At 54.5% G+C, this 15,136-nt stretch carries 15 protein-coding genes and 3 tRNA genes; 17 read left to right on the top strand and 1 reads right to left on the bottom strand.

The genetic code is table 11. The annotated features are described in order from the left end of the window. Positions 1–3: 3 nt before the first annotated feature. Entirely contained in the window at positions 4–765 is a 762-nt protein-coding gene (locus tag MMC1_RS09610) for a class I SAM-dependent methyltransferase (protein WP_011713534.1), read from the bottom strand. A gap of 145 nt (positions 766–910) precedes the next feature. On the opposite strand from MMC1_RS09610, the gene pheA reads away from it, so the two are divergent. The 17 genes from pheA to MMC1_RS19995 all read left to right on the top strand — a co-directional run bounded on the left by pheA (position 911) and on the right by MMC1_RS19995 (position 15,096). Continuing rightward, on the top strand, positions 911–1,765 hold the full coding sequence (gene pheA / locus MMC1_RS09605) for a prephenate dehydratase (RefSeq protein ID WP_041641113.1): 855 nt from the start codon (positions 911–913) through the stop codon (positions 1,763–1,765). Beyond that, positions 1,762–2,577: a prolipoprotein diacylglyceryl transferase gene (gene lgt, locus MMC1_RS09600; RefSeq protein WP_011713532.1), complete on the top strand. Its 816-nt coding sequence runs from the start codon at positions 1,762–1,764 to the stop codon at positions 2,575–2,577. Before pheA ends, lgt begins: the two co-directional genes overlap by 4 nt. After that, positions 2,561–4,414 (top strand): excinuclease ABC subunit UvrC, encoded by a 1,854-nt coding sequence (gene uvrC, locus MMC1_RS09595; RefSeq protein ID WP_011713531.1) that lies wholly within the window; start codon positions 2,561–2,563, stop codon positions 4,412–4,414. The genes lgt and uvrC overlap by 17 nt, the downstream gene beginning before the upstream one ends. Positions 4,415–4,426: 12 nt before the next feature. Next, positions 4,427–4,972 carry a CDP-diacylglycerol--glycerol-3-phosphate 3-phosphatidyltransferase gene (pgsA, locus tag MMC1_RS09590; RefSeq protein ID WP_011713530.1) on the top strand — a complete coding sequence of 182 codons (546 nt, stop codon included), beginning with the start codon at positions 4,427–4,429 and terminating at the stop codon, positions 4,970–4,972. A gap of 195 nt (positions 4,973–5,167) precedes the next feature. Continuing rightward, a tRNA-Gly gene (locus MMC1_RS09585) sits at positions 5,168–5,242 on the top strand. A gap of 8 nt (positions 5,243–5,250) precedes the next feature. Beyond that, a tRNA-Cys gene (locus MMC1_RS09580) sits at positions 5,251–5,327 on the top strand. Positions 5,328–5,354: 27 nt separating this feature from the next. Then, positions 5,355–5,429 (top strand) — tRNA-Gly (locus MMC1_RS09575). Positions 5,430–5,673: 244 nt separating this feature from the next. After that, positions 5,674–6,258, top strand: a complete 585-nt coding sequence (locus tag MMC1_RS09570; RefSeq protein ID WP_011713529.1) for a LabA-like NYN domain-containing protein — start codon at positions 5,674–5,676, stop codon at positions 6,256–6,258. A 172-nt stretch (positions 6,259–6,430) separates the two neighbouring features. Then, on the top strand, positions 6,431–6,790 hold the full coding sequence (locus MMC1_RS09565; RefSeq protein ID WP_143711400.1) for a hypothetical protein: 360 nt from the start codon (positions 6,431–6,433) through the stop codon (positions 6,788–6,790). 398 nt (positions 6,791–7,188) lie between these two features. Next, positions 7,189–8,127: an ACP S-malonyltransferase gene (gene fabD / locus MMC1_RS09560; protein WP_011713527.1), complete on the top strand. Its 939-nt coding sequence runs from the start codon at positions 7,189–7,191 to the stop codon at positions 8,125–8,127. 19 nt (positions 8,128–8,146) lie between these two features. Beyond that, entirely contained in the window at positions 8,147–8,884 is a 738-nt protein-coding gene (fabG, locus tag MMC1_RS09555; protein WP_011713526.1) for a 3-oxoacyl-[acyl-carrier-protein] reductase, read from the top strand. A 201-nt stretch (positions 8,885–9,085) separates the two neighbouring features. After that, positions 9,086–9,322, top strand: a complete 237-nt coding sequence (locus MMC1_RS09550) for an acyl carrier protein (RefSeq protein ID WP_011713525.1) — start codon at positions 9,086–9,088, stop codon at positions 9,320–9,322. A gap of 279 nt (positions 9,323–9,601) precedes the next feature. Then, positions 9,602–10,846 (top strand): beta-ketoacyl-ACP synthase II, encoded by a 1,245-nt coding sequence (gene fabF, locus MMC1_RS09545; protein ID WP_011713524.1) that lies wholly within the window; start codon positions 9,602–9,604, stop codon positions 10,844–10,846. A gap of 3 nt (positions 10,847–10,849) precedes the next feature. After that, positions 10,850–11,860 carry an endolytic transglycosylase MltG gene (gene mltG / locus MMC1_RS09540; protein WP_011713523.1) on the top strand — a complete coding sequence of 337 codons (1,011 nt, stop codon included), beginning with the start codon at positions 10,850–10,852 and terminating at the stop codon, positions 11,858–11,860. Positions 11,861–11,869: 9 nt separating this feature from the next. Continuing rightward, positions 11,870–12,502, top strand: coding sequence for a dTMP kinase (tmk, locus tag MMC1_RS09535; protein ID WP_011713522.1), 633 nt, complete (start codon positions 11,870–11,872; stop codon positions 12,500–12,502). Beyond that, positions 12,489–13,520, top strand: coding sequence for a DNA polymerase III subunit delta' (holB, locus tag MMC1_RS09530; protein WP_011713521.1), 1,032 nt, complete (start codon positions 12,489–12,491; stop codon positions 13,518–13,520). Before tmk ends, holB begins: the two co-directional genes overlap by 14 nt. A 13-nt stretch (positions 13,521–13,533) precedes the next feature. Next, positions 13,534–15,096: a PSP1 domain-containing protein gene (locus MMC1_RS19995; protein WP_011713520.1), complete on the top strand. Its 1,563-nt coding sequence runs from the start codon at positions 13,534–13,536 to the stop codon at positions 15,094–15,096. Positions 15,097–15,136 lie beyond the last annotated feature (40 nt).

The raw sequence follows: 15,136 nt of genomic DNA, 5'->3' as shown, positions 1-15,136 counted from the left end.
GCATCAACCCGTGGCGTAAACATCAAAGCGGGTACTGCGACCCTTGAGTTGAAAATTGGGTTTGGCGCGGGTTAACAGGGGCGCTTTCAGTGGTCGTTTAAGCACCACCCGCTGCTCAGCCGTGGCCATGGCCAGTTCAAAAAGTTGGGGTAGATCCTGATCCTCCCCTGCCAACTGGCGGAGCTGCACCATGGCTTTGCGGGGCAGCGAGCCTTTACCTTCGTGGGGAAACATGGGGTCCAAGTAGACCACCTGTGGGGGCTCTTGCATGTTTTGCAAGAGCTGTATGGCATCCGCTTGGTGGAGGGTGACACGGCGGGCAACCTCAGCCCGTTGGGCATCCTGATGGGCCTGTTCCAGCCCCTCTTGCAGTAGCAGTCCCATTAAGGGTACCCGCTCGGCCCAATGCATGCTGCACCCCATGCGGGCCATCAACCAACCATCCCCACCCAGACCAGCGGTGGCGTCCACAACAGTGGGGGTATGCTGCCCTTTAATACCCACCGCACGGGCCAAGGGCTGCCCCCTTACCCAACTGTCGGGGCCAGCGAGGCCAATGCTACCCCCCTGTAGTTGGGCGGTAATGGGGTGTTGATGTTTGCCATCGGCACTTTTCAGAGCAAGACCAGTCGGACCAACCCATAGCAGTAAAGGGGTGGGGCAGAGTGCCTCCACGGCCACGAGCGGCCAGTGAAAATGGTGTGCCACCTGCTCAGCCCGACTCTGTTGGGCAGTGGTAGCGGGCATAACGCTCAATAGGGACATGCAGCCTCTCAACGGCAAAAAAACAGGGGTCCATCCAACGTAGGTGGTTTATTCTGTGCCATGCGTGCCGTAGAATAAGCGGGTTTCTCTCCCATGTACACCGATGAGCCCTGCTCGTCGCCAAATTTTAAGAGACCGGATTGCCATGAGTCATGCAAACAGAGTGGTCGCTTTTCAAGGGGCCCACGGTGCCTACAGTGAGCAGGCTTGCCGGGAAAAATTGCCCGGCTATCAATCCCGTCCCTATAAAACCTTTGAGGATATCTTTATTGCCGTCGAGCAAGGCGATGCCGAATTGGGTATGCTGCCGGTGGAAAACAGTATGGCTGGGGTGGTCAGCGACAGCTATGATCTGCTGGCCGTCCACAATCTACACATTATCGGCGAATACTATCTGCCGGTGCGCCACTGTTTAATGGCCCATCAGGGGGTGAATGTAGAGCGTATCCACACGGTATATTCCCACCCTCAAGCGCTGGCACAGTGTCACAGCTTCATTAAACGGCACGGTTGGAACCGGGTTGCCGTCTACGATACCGCAGGGGCTGCCGCTGCGCTTAAAGAGGAGCATCGTGAGGGTGAAGCGGCCATCGCCTCTGCGCTGGCGGCTGAACTCTATGGTCTGGATCTGCTGGCCGAGCAGATCCAGGATAGTGCCAACAACACCACCCGCTTTCTGATTATTGCGAAAGACGGCATCATTCCCATGCCCAATGTGGGGTGTAAAATCAGCCTGCTGTTTGAGGTGCGCCATATACCCGCCGCCCTGTATAAATGTTTAGGGGGTTTTGCCACCAACGGCATCAACCTTACCCGGCTGGAGTCCCGACCTGTGGCAGGCCGCGATTGGAGCTACCATTTCTACCTGGATTTTCAAGGTCGTATGGATCAGGTTAATGTGCAGCAAGCCTTAGAAGAGCTAAAATTTTACACCCATAACATGAAGGTATTGGGCTGCTACCCTGAATCCTTGCGTCCAGAAAGCCAGGGCGCTTTATGATTGTTTTTCCCCAGATAGACCCAGTGTTGGTGGAGATTGGCCCGCTGGCAATCCGCTGGTATGGGATGATGTATACCCTCTCCTTTTTGATCGGCTGGCCGCTGCTTAAGCGGCGTGCTGCCAAGGTTATGCCCGATCTTAGTGTGGACCATTTGGGTGATATTATGGTCTATACTCTGCTGGGTTTGGTGTTGGGGGGGCGGGTTGGTTATGTACTGTTCTACAATTTTGACTATTTTCTGAGCCATCCCACCGCCATTTTTCATATTTGGGAAGGGGGGATGTCCTTTCACGGTGGTTTGATTGGAGGCGTGGTGGCTTGCCTGCTCTACGCTCGCAAAAGCCAGATTCCGTGTTTAATGTTGGCGGATTTGGTCTTTCCCATCGTGCCATTGGGGCTATTTTTTGGGCGTATTGGTAATTTTATCAATGGCGAATTATGGGGCCGGACCACCGATTTGCCATGGGGTATGGTCTTTCCAGGGGCGGGGGAGCTGCCCCGACACCCAAGCCAGCTTTATGAAGCCATGCTGGAAGGAGTTATTCTGTTTATTGTTTTGAATGGCTTAGCGCGGCGTTCCCGCACCAGCGGTTTTTTGCTGGGTAGTTTTATGGTGGGGTATGGCGTGTCGCGCTTTTTGGTGGAGTTTGTACGGCAGCCAGATGCCCATTTGGGCCTGTTAACCTTGGGGCTCTCCATGGGCCAGTGGCTTACCTTGCCGCTCTTTTTGTTGGGGGGCTGGTTGATGTTTCGTCCTGGGGCCGGTCCAGGGTTGCCGGGACAGGGAAAGGGCTGTGAACGATCCTTGTGAGTCCCACGAAGCCCGGTTGCAGCGGTTAAAGCGCGACGTTAAACAGCTACCGTTAAAGCCCGGTGTTTACCGTTTTTATGACGACGCTGGCCAATTGCTCTATGTGGGTAAGGCCAAGGCGCTGCGTAAGCGGGTAAGCAGCTATTTTAACCATCTGGCGGGCCACTCTCCCAAAACGGTGGTGATGGTCAAACAGATTATGCGGCTGGAGTTCACCACCACCGCCAATGAAAATGACGCCTTGGTGTTGGAAGCCAACCTGATTAAGGCCCACCAACCTCGCTACAATGTGCTACTCAAGGATAATAAATCCTATCCCTATCTGCATTTAACCACCGATCATGCCTATCCAAGACTGGCGCTGTATCGGGGTGACCGCAAGGCGAGGGGCCGTTTTTTTGGCCCCTATCCCTCGGCCCATGCGGTGCGGGAAACCCTGAATTGGCTGCAAAAGATCTTTCCGGTGCGCCAGTGTGAGGATAGCCAATTTAACCACCGTAGTCGTCCTTGCCTGCAATATCAAATCCATCGCTGTGGTGGTCCCTGTTGTGACCGTATCGATGTCACAAGTTATGGTGCCATGGTCTCCCAGGTTACGCTGTTTTTAGAGGGCAAAGATAAACAGTTGGTGAATACCCTCAAAGAGGCGATGTGGCAAGCGGCACAGGCGCGGGATTTTGAGGGTGCGGCACGGCTGCGGGATCGTATTGCTGGTATTGAGCATGTGCAGGAGCGGCGGCGGCTTAATCTTTCCGGTGAGATTGATCTGGATGTGATGAGTGTGGCGGTGGGCTTAAAAAAGGCGGTGGTGCAGGTCTTTTTTATTCGTGCGGGGATTAATTTGGGCAACCGGGCCTTTTTTCTGGAGCGGGGGGAGGAGGATGACCCCAGCGAGATTTTACAGGCTTTTGTCAGCCAATTTTATCTGGATAAACCGCCGCCACCGGAGATTTTACTGGAGCATCTGCCCCAGCAGCAGGAGATGCTAGAAGAGGCGCTTAGCGCACGCTTGGGTAAGGCGGTCAAGTTGCGCCAGCCGCAACGGGGGGAGCGGCGTCGCCTGTTGGAGATGGCGGTGGAGAATGCCCAACAAGCGCTTAAACAGTATCAATCCAGCCGTGACCATGTGCGGACCCAGTTAGAGGCACTGCAAGAGCTGTTTAATCTGGCCGAGCCACCACAACGCATTGAGATCTACGATAACTCCCACATACAAGATCAGCATGCGGTGGGGGCTATGGTGGTGTTTGGGGCCGATGGGTTTGAAAAAAATCAATATCGAAAATTTAATCTAGAAGCCTCATCAGCCCCCGATGATACCGCCCGCATGATTGAGGTGTTAACACGCCGCTTTAAACGGTTGAAGGAGGGGGAGGGGCGTTGGCCTGATCTGGTGCTGTTGGATGGCGGTATTGCCCAGCTTAACGCGGCGATGAAGGTGGTTGAGGAGCTGCAAATTGATGGGGTGGCTTTTAGCGCCATTGCCAAGGGTCCGCAGCGCCATGCGGGACGGGAGCAGCTTTTCTTGCCCGATCGGCCAAATCCGCTTATACTGCCGCACGATGCACCCTTGTTGCACTTTTTACAGGTGGTGCGGGATGAGTCTCACCGCTTTGTTATTGGTTATCACCGCACGCGTCGGGCTAAAGGTCAAACCAGCTCTCGGCTAGATGGTATAGCAGGGGTTGGTGCCCAGCGCAAAAAGGCGTTAATTAAGCAGTTTGGTTCGGTCAAAGGGGTGCGCCAGGCCACACTGGCGGAGATTGCGGCCTTACCAGGTTTTTCTACGGAGCTGGCCGCGACGATCTTGGCGACCCTGGATGAGCATCATGCTTGAAATGCGGAGCTTATGAATCTACCTAATAAACTGACGGTCTCGCGGATCGTTTTCATTCCATTTTTTATTGTCACGGTCTACCTATCTGGGCGCATGGGTCATCTGCTTTCTGCGGGTATCTTTGTATTGGCGGCGGTGACGGATTGGCTGGATGGCTACTTGGCCCGCAGTCGGGGCCAAATGACCCCCTTTGGCAAATTTCTTGATCCTGTTGCCGATAAGCTGCTGGTGATTGCCGCCCTGATGGTTTTGTTAGCCGAACAGCGCATTGATATTGTCGTGGTGTTGGTCTTGGTTGCCCGTGAAATTGTGGTTATGGCGCTGCGTGAGTTTATGGCGGGCAAGGGAGGCGGTGTGCCGGTTTCACAGGTGGGTAAATGGAAAACAGGCGTGCAGATGGTGGCAATCACCATGCTGCTGTTGGGGGATGCCCTGTTTGGGCTGCCTCTACAGCCAGTGGGGTTGTTGTTGCTTTATATCTCTGCTTTGTTGGCGGTGTGGTCGGCTTTTCTTTATGTACGTAGTGTCTGGTCTCATATTATAGAAGGGGCTGTATAGGCTGGGATTAGGAGGCTTGGTCTGGCAGAGGGCAGGAGCATTTTTTTTAAGATTTCGTGAAAAAGGGCTTGACCCCATAAGGGGGATCTCTTATATTCCCCTCCACCCGATGACGGATTGAGTGATTGGACAGTTACCACACAGGTAGCTTCTTAAAATGTGTCATCGTTGTGCGTGCCGAACACAGTCAGGTATGCGGGAGTAGCTCAGGGGTAGAGCGCGACCTTGCCAAGGTCGATGTCGAGGGTTCAAATCCCTTCTCCCGCTCCATTTTTTTCGGCCGGGTGGCGAAGTGGTCTAACGCTGAGGTCTGCAAAACCTTTATTCGTGGGTTCGAATCCCACCCCGGCCTCCAGCTATACCAAGTTCAAAAAAAGTGCTCGCGGGAGTAGCTCAGGGGTAGAGCGCGACCTTGCCAAGGTCGATGTCGAGGGTTCAAATCCCTTCTCCCGCTCCAACTTTTTTTATCTCGTCTTTTCCTAGAATGAAATCGCCATAATAAAATAGAACGTAACATTAAGAAATATTTGCGTGACTTTGTTTCGCACTTAACTTAATATTACCGTGGTCGTTGTTGGGTTGACTTCTGTCAACCTTAATTACTCTGTGTAAATGGCCTCTATGGTGCCGCTCAAGCGGCTTAATTTAGATGATGTGCAGAGGCTTAATCATCATCCGTTAAACGGTTCAGGAAGTAACCAATGAATAACCTTTCCGGACAAGACCAGATATTCCGCCAGGATGAGCGCGTCATGGTCTTCATTGATGGCTCTAATCTTTACGCGGCCATCCGTTCCTTGGGCTTTGACTTTGATTATAAAAAATTGCTGCGTTATTTCCGTTCTCAGGCCAATTTGATCCGCGCTTACTATTTTACGGCGCTGGGGGATGATCAAGAATATTCGCCCATTCGCCCGTTGGTGGATTGGCTGGCTTACAACGGTTATGCTGTGGTAACCAAACCGATCAAAGAGTATGTAGACCCTGTTACGGGGCATAAGCGCACCAAGGGCAATATGGATATTGAAATTGCCGTGGATATGATGAAACTGGCACCTTATTACGATCATGCGGTGCTCTTTTCTGGTGATGGCGATTTCCGCAGCGTGGTTGAAGTTGCTCAAGGGCAGGGTAAGGTGGTTACGGTGGTGAGTTCGTTAATGACCCAGCCTCCGATGATTGCCGATGAGTTGCGTCGCCAAGCGGACTACTTTATTGAGCTTAACCGCATCAAAGAGCATCTCCAGAGGGATGTCCCCCAAGGGGCGCCTGGTAGCAACCCCTAACAGAGGGTTGTCTTAGGCATAAAAAAAGCCCCCAGATTTGGGGGCTTTTTTTATGCCGGAAAATGAAAATGATGTGCCTATTGATCTTTTTTGGGATGGCAAAGGTCTAACACAGTGTGTAAGGGGTGTAACCACCCTAATTATGGGGGGAGCAACACAATGGGAGGCCGTTATGAATGCTGTGGATAAGTTCTATGGGCAGTGGCAGTCGCAGGCGGGTCCCCATGGTCGGGACGCGCTTCTGGCGCGCCTGCTGGGGGATGATGAAAGCCATATGCCGTGCTACTGTACCAATATAGGAGACGCCCAAAGCGCCATGGATCGTGCTTGGCTGTTGTTGGAGGAGTCCGCGCCGGTACGCATTGCCTGTCATGTGGCGGGACAAGGCCGCGACACGGGGGGGCGGCGTTGCCATGTGGAGTGGTGGCCGGATGATGGTGAGCACTATACAACCCCGCAGTTTGAAAGTGAGGCAGAGTCTCGCGCGTTTGCGGCCTTTGCCTTTTTAAAATTGGAGGCCGGACAGGGCTGATGTGTGACAGGCTGGGGGCTGGTGTGATAAGAGCGGTTTGAGATCGACGATTTCGAACCGCTTTTGTTTTTTTGGATTAAGATTCCTGGACCTAATCGGTGGTTTCGTTCAAGATGAGCCTGTGTTTTGCTTATGATATTGCGCCAAAGGTGTTGGGCGTGTCCTCCATTTAAGCTTGGCTTTACCGGCTCCTGTGAGAAAGCGCCTAGCAAGATTTAGGGGTGTTTTGTGCTGGGCTGAAAAGCGTGTTGTGGGCGGTGGCTCTTGTTCGGTTTAAGGGTCCTTGTGCGCGGCTTGCTCGATACCCTTTTGAACGGCGGCGTTGAGGGGCAGGGGTAGGTTTCAATGGAAGAGAAGCTTTACGTCGGTAAGGTGCTGCTTTGGAAGGGTATGGACGGATGGGTAAGGTTGCTTTTTTATTTCCAGGTCAGGGTTCACAAGCGGTGGGTATGGGGCAGGCATTACATGGGGCGGATGCCTCCTGTGCGGCCCTATTTGAAGAGGCCAACACGGTGCTTGGCGAGGATCTGCGGGGGTTGATGTTTGACGGGCCAGAGGCGGATTTAACGCTTACCCGCAACACTCAGCCCGCGCTGGTCGTGACGGCCATGGCGGCCTATACTTTGCTACGTCAACAAAGTGATCTGCAAGCGGATTTTGTGGCAGGGCACTCCTTAGGGGAGTATGCGGCGATCTGTGCGGCGGGGGGGCTCTCGTTTGCCGACGCCATACGTCTTACCCGTTTGCGTGGGGATGCCATGCAAAAGGCGGTACCGGTGGGGGTGGGTGCCATGGCTGCCATGTTGAATATGGAGGCGGCGTTGGTGGAGGAGGTGTGTCAGGCTGCATCGCAAGCGTTGGGGCAAGTGTGCGTACCAGCCAACTACAACACCCCGGCGCAAATTGTGATCTCTGGGGACAAAGCGGCGGTGGAGCATGCGGTGGCCTTAGCCAAAGAGCGGGGTGCTAAGCGGTGTGTGATGTTGAGCGTCTCGGCCCCTTTCCATTGCCCTCTCATGCAACCGGCTGCGGATGCCATGGCTCAAGCTTTGGCGCAGACCCCGATGCAGGATTTGAGCATTCCCTTGGTGGCCAATGTCAATGCCGGTATCACCACCGATGCCGAAACGGTACGCCAGCAGTTGGTGGCTCAGGTGTGTGGTTCGGTACGTTGGGAGGCCTCCATTCGTGCCATGATTGCGCAAGGGGTGGATCGTTTTGTGGAGATTGGTACCGGCAAGGTGCTCACCGGCATGCTCAAGCGCATTGATGGTTCGGTGCGTGGGGTGGCTGTGAATGGTCCTGAAGATATGGCTGCATTGGCAGAGCTGCTGTAAGGTTAAGGAGTATAAGAGCATGCAAAATCGCGTTGCAATTGTAACAGGCTCCACCGCTGGCATTGGTCAGGAAGCGGCTAAGTTGTTGGCTAAACGCGGCTGTCGTGTGGTGATCACGGGAACCCGTGAAACAAAGATTATGGAGACGGTTGAGGCCATTCGCGCCGAGGGTGGGGTTGCTGCGGGGGTGGCTGCCAATATTGGTGTGGATGCTGATCTGGATAAGCTGGTTGCCTTTGCCCAAGAGCAGTTTGGTGAGGTTGAAATTTTGGTCAATAATGCCGGTATTACCCGTGACAACCTCTTTATGCGTATGAAAGATGAAGAGTGGGATGAGGTGATGGCGCTGAATTTAACCAGCGTTTTTAAGCTCTCTAAGCGGGTCATTCGCGCCATGATGAAGGGCCGGTATGGGCGCATCGTCAATGTGACCTCAGTGGTGGGCTTTAGTGGCAATGCGGGTCAGGCTAACTATACGGCGGCCAAGGCGGGTTTGGTGGGGTTTACCAAATCTTTGGCGCAAGAGGTGGCAACACGGGGTATTACGGTGAACGGTGTTGCCCCTGGGTTTATTCAAACAGCCATGACCGATAAGCTGAATGAAAAGACCCAAGAGGCGATTTTGGCCCAAATCCCCATGGGGAAAATGGGAAGTGTCGAAGATATCGCTGCGGCCATTGCCTTTTTAGCATCGGATGAAGCACGGTATATTACGGGTGAGACCATTCACGTCAATGGTGGTATGTATATGGGATGAGCCTGATTTCTATGTCGCAGCTGGGGCGCTGAAGTTTTTTTCGAGGATTTTGTTCGAAAAAGGAGTAAAAAACGCTATTTCTCCGTGCGGCGAAGGGCCGGGCTGTGCTATACAAAACAATCTGAAGGGGATATGCGGTGTGCGTGAGGGCATCCGTAACTATCCATCACCTTTTCTAAGAACAACAGAGGAAGCGAACCGATGAGTGATATCGCGGAACGTGTCAAAAAGATCGTTGCAGAACAGATGGGCGTTGACCTGGACAAAGTTACCGACGACGCCAAGTTTGTCGAAGACCTGGGTGCAGACTCCCTGGACAACGTGGAGTTGGTCATGGCTTTCGAGGAAGAGTTCGGCTGCGAGATCCCAGACGAAACCGCCGAGAAGATCACCTCGGTGAGTGACGCCATCAAGTACATTGGCGAAAACATGGAATAAAAACCGTACGGGGTGCCAAGACCGCAGGTTAACTGCTGCCTTGCTCTCTTATCGGTGACCATAGCCACGGCGTCCTGCTCTTATGTGCAGGACGCCGTGTGCCGTTCCGTGAGGCTAGGCTGTTCCGTAAGCAGGGGGTGTCGTGCTTTTTTGGCGACTGCTCTGGTGCGAAAGCTGGTTGCCACGCTAGGCCATTATGGTTTAAGCATTCATTTTCACGCGGTATGTTCTTGTTTGGAGCATGGTACCGCGATTGAAGCTGCTGAAAGGGTTCTGTTCGTGAATCATAGAGTCGTCATCACCGGTGTGGGTTTGGTCACGCCCTTGGGCGTGGGTAATGATGTAACTTGGTCACGCTTGATCGCCGGAGAGTCTGGCATCGGCCTGCTCACCTCTTTTGATACCGAAGAGTACAGCTGTAAAATCGGCGGCGAGATTAAAGATTTTAATCCCGAGCAGTGGATCGAGAAAAAAGAGGTCAAAAAAATGGACCGCTTTATCCATTATGGATTGGCGGCCTCCCAATTGGCATGGGAAGATAGCGGCTTGGAAGCCCCCGATGAAGAAGCCAGCTACCGCTATGGCGCCATTGTGGGTTCGGGTATTGGCGGTCTGATCGCGATCCAAAATCAAGCCATTGCATTAAAGGAAAAGGGGCCGCGCCGCATCTCTCCTTTCTTTATTCCCATGTCCTTGATCAACTTGGTTTCCGGTCAATTGGCCATCAAATATGGTTTACGTGGTCCCAACCATGCGGTGGTTACAGCGTGTGCCACCGGCACCCACGCCATTGGCGATGCTTACCGTATTGTGCAACGGGGCGAGGCTGATGTCATGGTGGCAGGGGGGGCCGAGGCGGCCATTTGTGAGTTGGGCATCGGTGGTTTTGCAGCGGCACGGGCGCTCTCGACCCGCAACGACGATCCCACCCGCGCCTCCCGTCCTTGGGACAAGGGGCGCGATGGTTTTGTGCAGTCGGATGGTGCGGGCGTGGTGGTGGTCGAGAGCATGGAACACGCCAAGGCCCGTGGCGCGCGCATCTATGCCGAGGTCGTTGGCTACGGCATGTCTGGCGATGCCTACCATATCACGGCCCCCCATCCCAGTGGCGATGGCGCGGCCCGTTGTATGGCTGCGGCTCTAAAGGATGCCCAGATGGATCCCAGTGGAATCGGATATATTAACGCCCATGGTACCTCCACCCCCCAAGGGGATGTGATTGAGACCAAGGCGGTGAAAAAAATCTTTGGTGAGAGCGGTGCAAAAAAGGTGATGGTCTCTTCGACCAAATCTATGACGGGCCACCTGTTGGGTGCTGCGGGGGGGATCGAGGCGATCTTTACCGCCAAGGCCCTGCATGAGGGGGTTATTCCCCCGACCATCAACTTGGATGATCCGGATCCTGAGTGCGATTTGGATTTTGTGCCCCACACGGCCCGCCAAGAGCAGGTAGAGGCTGCCCTTTCCAACTCCTTCGGTTTTGGGGGAACCAACGCGACGTTGGTGTTAAAGAGGGTACGGTAAGTTTTGAAAAGGCTGTTTTTTTTCCTGCTACTGGTGCTGATTGTGGCAGCCACAGGCGCAGTAGGCTTTGCTTGGATGCGCTACGAGGCTTTTTTGCAGCAACAGGCACCTGTGAGCGTTGATTTTGAGGTCGTCCGTGGTTGGGGTGTGGCGAAGACAGCCGAACAGTTAGAAGCGCGGGGGGTTCTTGACTCCGCGCTTTTTTTTCGACTGCTGGATCGGCAAACGCCTGGTACTGCCCTTAAAGCGGGGACTTTTGCCATTGAGGCGGGCATGACGCCCCTGCAAATTTTAGAGAAGTTACGCTCCTCTCAGGTGGTGCAGCGTTCGATCACCTTTCCCGAGGGGATCACCCTGATCCATATTGCCGATAAATTTAGGCAGGCGGGTTGGCCCCAGGTAGGTGATGCCTTGTTGACTCCAGAGGGGGTGCAACGATTGGGGGTGGCGCAGCCCTCATTGGAAGGCATGCTGTTTCCAGATACCTATTTTTATACGCTGGAGGAAGAGGGTTGGGTGGTGGCCCAGCGCATGGCCCAACGGATGCAACAGGTGTTGCAGCAACAGTGGCAAAAGCGTCCAGCTGAACACCCATTAAGCGCTTATGAAAGCCTGATTTTAGCCTCGATTGTGGAAAAAGAGACCGCTGCCGCTGCCGAGCGCCCACAAATTGCTGGGGTGTTTTTTAACCGGCTGGCGCGTAAGATGCGTTTGCAGAGTGACCCTACCGTCATCTATGGCATTGCCGATTATCGGGGGAACATCACCCGCACCCATTTGCGCACATTGACCCCCTATAATACCTATATGATCCAAGGTTTAACGCCAACCCCAATCTGTAGTCCTGGTGCGGATGCCATCACCGCGGTGTTTCATCCGCTAAAAAGCCGTGCGCTCTATTTTGTGGCCCGTGGGGATGGTTCCGGCACCCATATGTTTGCCCAGAGTGTGGCAGAGCATAATCGCAACGTGAAAAAATATCTGGCGCAACTGCGCAAAAACCGCAAGCCATAGAGGCCAACCATGCAGGGTCGTTTTATTACCTTTGAAGGGGGCGAAGGGGCAGGTAAAAGCACGCAAATTGCGCAGCTAACCCAAAGCTTGCAAGCGCATGGGGTGAAGGTGCTCTGCACCCGCGAACCGGGGGGGTGTCCCATCAGTGAGCGGATACGCGAGATTTTGGTAACAGGGCAGGGGGATGATCTGGATGGCACCTCGGAACTCTTATTGATACTGGCGGCGCGACATGAGCATATTCGGCAGGTGATTCGCCCCGCTTTGGCCTCGGGACACTGGGTGCTGTGTGACCGGTTTGAAGACAGCACCTTGGCTTACCAGGGGGGTGGGCGTGGGGGGGATGGTCCATGGTTAAGGCAGTTGGGGCAGTGGATACGGGGGGATGTTTTTCCGGATTTGACCCTGTTGTTGGATCTTGATCCGACGGTGGGTTTGGCCCGTAGCAAGCGGCGTGGGGGACAAGAGCAGCGCTTTGAGCAGGAGGCTCTCTCGTTTCATCAACAGGTACGCCAAGCTTTTTTACAGATGGCCCAACAGGAGCCGCAACGCATGATACCGATTGATGCGGATCAGCCGGTACAGATGGTGGCTGCAACCATATGGCGTGAAGTCGAGGGGCGTTTCTTTGTCTCGTTTTGAACAGATTATGGGCCAGCAGGAGGCCATGGATGCCTTGACCGGTGCGGTACGCACAGGGCGGCTGGCCCATGGGTTGCTCTTTTATGGACCTGCGGGCGTGGGCAAGCGTCTTACCGCGCGGGCCTTGGTGCGACGCACCTTGTGTCAACAGGTGGCAGAAGGGGCGCTCAATGCAGCGGGGGACCGGTTGCTGGATGGTTGTGGGGTGTGCGCCTCGTGCAAACGGGTGGAGGGTGGTGGGCATCCTGATCTATTATGGATGGAAAAAGAGCAAGGGCGCACGCGCTTGCGGGTGGATCAGATCCGCGAATTGGCTCAATTTGTGGCACTCACCCCCTTGTTATCCCCCTACAAAGTGGCGGTTATTGATGAGGTTAGTCTCATGAACGCCAGCGCCGCTAATGCGCTGTTAAAAACCTTGGAGGAGCCACCACCGCACTCTCTGTTGATTCTAACCACCTGCACTCCTGGGGCGCTGCTGCCAACCATCCGTTCCCGCTGTCAAGCGGTGCGTTTTGTCCCTCTTGATGAGCAAACCCTCGGCCAGTTACTGCGCCAGCACACCTCGCTGGAGCCAGGCATGGTGGAGAGTGCCATGGAAATGGCAGGGGGTAGTATCGGGCGTGCACTGGAGTTGTGTGATGGCACTCTATTAAACCAGCGCCAAGAGCTGTGGCAAGGCTTGGTGCTGTTACAAAGAGGGGCCGGCCTAGATACTGTATGCGAAATGGCGGCCCAATGGGGTAGCGCAGAGCGGTTTGAAAACACGGTTATGCTGCTGGAGTTCTGGTTTCAGAATCACATTCGTGCTAGTCTGCGAGATTACGATCCATCCGTTAACCAACAAGAGCTCCAAGCCAGTAACCGTGCTTGGCTCTCTCTTGCGCAACAGTTTGCATGCATGGTGGATGAGGCCCGCATCTTTAACCTGAATCGCCCCTTGATGCTTGAACATCTGTTTATTCGCATCAGCAGGCTGGCGACGCAGGAGGGCTGCCTACCAAGCGTGCGTTCATAAGGAACGCCCGGCAATGTCCGAGATTCAACCCCCCACCACTGCGCCACGGCAGAGCTCTGCCGTAGCCGATCCCCATGAGCCCGAACAGCCTTTTTATGATCCTAATCAAGATAGTGATGAGCACGCGCTATTGGATGGGGAGAGTGACGAACTGGGGGATGACGACAGCTCTGCGGAACCCGAAGGTCGCGAAAAAAATAGAGAGGGACGCAAAGGGCGTAATGGGCAGCACCGGCTGGTGGGCTTTCGTATGGAAAACTCCTGCATGGTCTACCAGATCAAGTCGCGCATTGCCAACTTGCACACTGGCGATGCCATTTTATTGGAAAACCGCGCCGGTGAGGTGGTGCCTGGACGTGTTACCCATGTGGTGCCCTGGGATCAACAGAACAGCAATACTCTGTTTAGTGGGCCGGTTACCCGTATTATCCGACGTATGACGGAACAGGACCTACAGGTACAAGAGACCCGTGAGGTGCGCGAACGGGAGGCTCACCGCTACTGTCGCCAGCTGATTCGTGAACAGCAGCTGCCTATGAAACTCTCTAAGGTTGCCATTCAGGGTAGTAACAAAGCGATCTTTCATTTTACCGCCGAAAATCGGGTGGATTTCCGGGTATTGGTCAAACAGCTGAGCAACCAGCTGGGTCTGCGTGTGGAGATGCGCCAGTTGGGTGTGCGGGATGAGGCTAAGTTACTGGGTGGCATGGCCCCCTGTGGACGCAATTTGTGTTGCTCCTCGCATCTGGATAAGTTTCATCCCGTCTCGGTACGTATGGCAAAAAATCAGGATCTGTCGCTCAATCCAGATTCCATCTCTGGGGTGTGTGGGCGGCTTATGTGCTGTCTTTCCTATGAAAATGAAGTCTACAGCGACATGCGCAAGGGCATGCCCAAACCCAAGTCCCACTTGGTGCTGCCCAATGGAGAAGAGGTGGTCGTGCGGGTGGTTCACCCCATTACCCAATCGGTGGAAATACAGTTTGCTGACCGTACCCGCAAACTCGTTACTTTGGCTGAATTAGAGCAAGAAAACAGCCCGCCTGCCGCGCCCCCATTTGAGCCTTTTATGGAAACCTCCTTGCCCGCACAGTATGGCATGGAGATGGAGGAAGAGATTGTCGATCTGCAACCGGAGCTTTTGCCGCCGCCGCCCATGCCGCCCCAAGCCTTAGAGGTCGAAGCGGAGAGTCCCTCTGTGGAGCGTCCGCAAAAGCGCCGCCGCCGTCGGCGCAGTCGGGATGAGGCGGACAAAGTAGCCAACACCCGTCCGGTGGAGGCTGTTGAGCCGCCTAACAGTCCAGTTGAAAGCAACGAAGAAGCGTCTGGGGATGAGGGCAAACGGCGCCGCCGCCGCCGCCGTCGCCGTGCATCAGGTGAGACCGAACAAACAGGCCAGATCACCAGCCCAAGCTCTGCAAGCTCAGAAGGTAGTGCACAAAAGCCTCATTCAGAGCAGCTGAGCGCGCATCAGACGGCAGAGGGTCAAGCCCCTAAGGGCGATGCTGTGAAACGTCGCCGTCGGCGTCGCCGTCGGAGTGGCAGTGATCGCACAAGTCGTGCAGGAGAGTCTTAATATCTGCTTGTCTGTTGGTGTAAAATGGCACAAGCCCGCT

Origin of the sequence: Magnetococcus marinus MC-1 (assembly GCF_000014865.1) — a bacterium.
GTDB classification, from domain to species: Bacteria; Pseudomonadota; Magnetococcia; order Magnetococcales; family Magnetococcaceae; genus Magnetococcus; species Magnetococcus marinus.
This window is presented reverse-complemented; position numbering and strand designations above follow the sequence as displayed.

What these genes read in the sequence shown, in the direction of transcription:
- fabG (WP_011713526.1), top strand. Translation starts at nt 8,147, where the DNA reads ATGCAAAATCGCGTTGCAATTGTAACAGGCTCCACCGCTGGCATTGGT.
- fabD (WP_011713527.1), top strand. Translation starts at nt 7,189, where the DNA reads ATGGGTAAGGTTGCTTTTTTATTTCCAGGTCAGGGTTCACAAGCGGTG.
- pgsA (WP_011713530.1), top strand. Translation starts at nt 4,427, where the DNA reads ATGAATCTACCTAATAAACTGACGGTCTCGCGGATCGTTTTCATTCCA.
- MMC1_RS19995 (WP_011713520.1), top strand. Translation starts at nt 13,534, where the DNA reads ATGTCCGAGATTCAACCCCCCACCACTGCGCCACGGCAGAGCTCTGCC.
- MMC1_RS09550 (WP_011713525.1), top strand. Translation starts at nt 9,086, where the DNA reads ATGAGTGATATCGCGGAACGTGTCAAAAAGATCGTTGCAGAACAGATG.
- MMC1_RS09610 (WP_011713534.1), bottom strand. Translation starts at nt 765, where the DNA reads ATGTCCCTATTGAGCGTTATGCCCGCTACCACTGCCCAACAGAGTCGG.
- MMC1_RS09570 (WP_011713529.1), top strand. Translation starts at nt 5,674, where the DNA reads ATGAATAACCTTTCCGGACAAGACCAGATATTCCGCCAGGATGAGCGC.
- tmk (WP_011713522.1), top strand. Translation starts at nt 11,870, where the DNA reads ATGCAGGGTCGTTTTATTACCTTTGAAGGGGGCGAAGGGGCAGGTAAA.
- pheA (WP_041641113.1), top strand. Translation starts at nt 911, where the DNA reads ATGAGTCATGCAAACAGAGTGGTCGCTTTTCAAGGGGCCCACGGTGCC.
- MMC1_RS09565 (WP_143711400.1), top strand. Translation starts at nt 6,431, where the DNA reads ATGAATGCTGTGGATAAGTTCTATGGGCAGTGGCAGTCGCAGGCGGGT.
- lgt (WP_011713532.1), top strand. Translation starts at nt 1,762, where the DNA reads ATGATTGTTTTTCCCCAGATAGACCCAGTGTTGGTGGAGATTGGCCCG.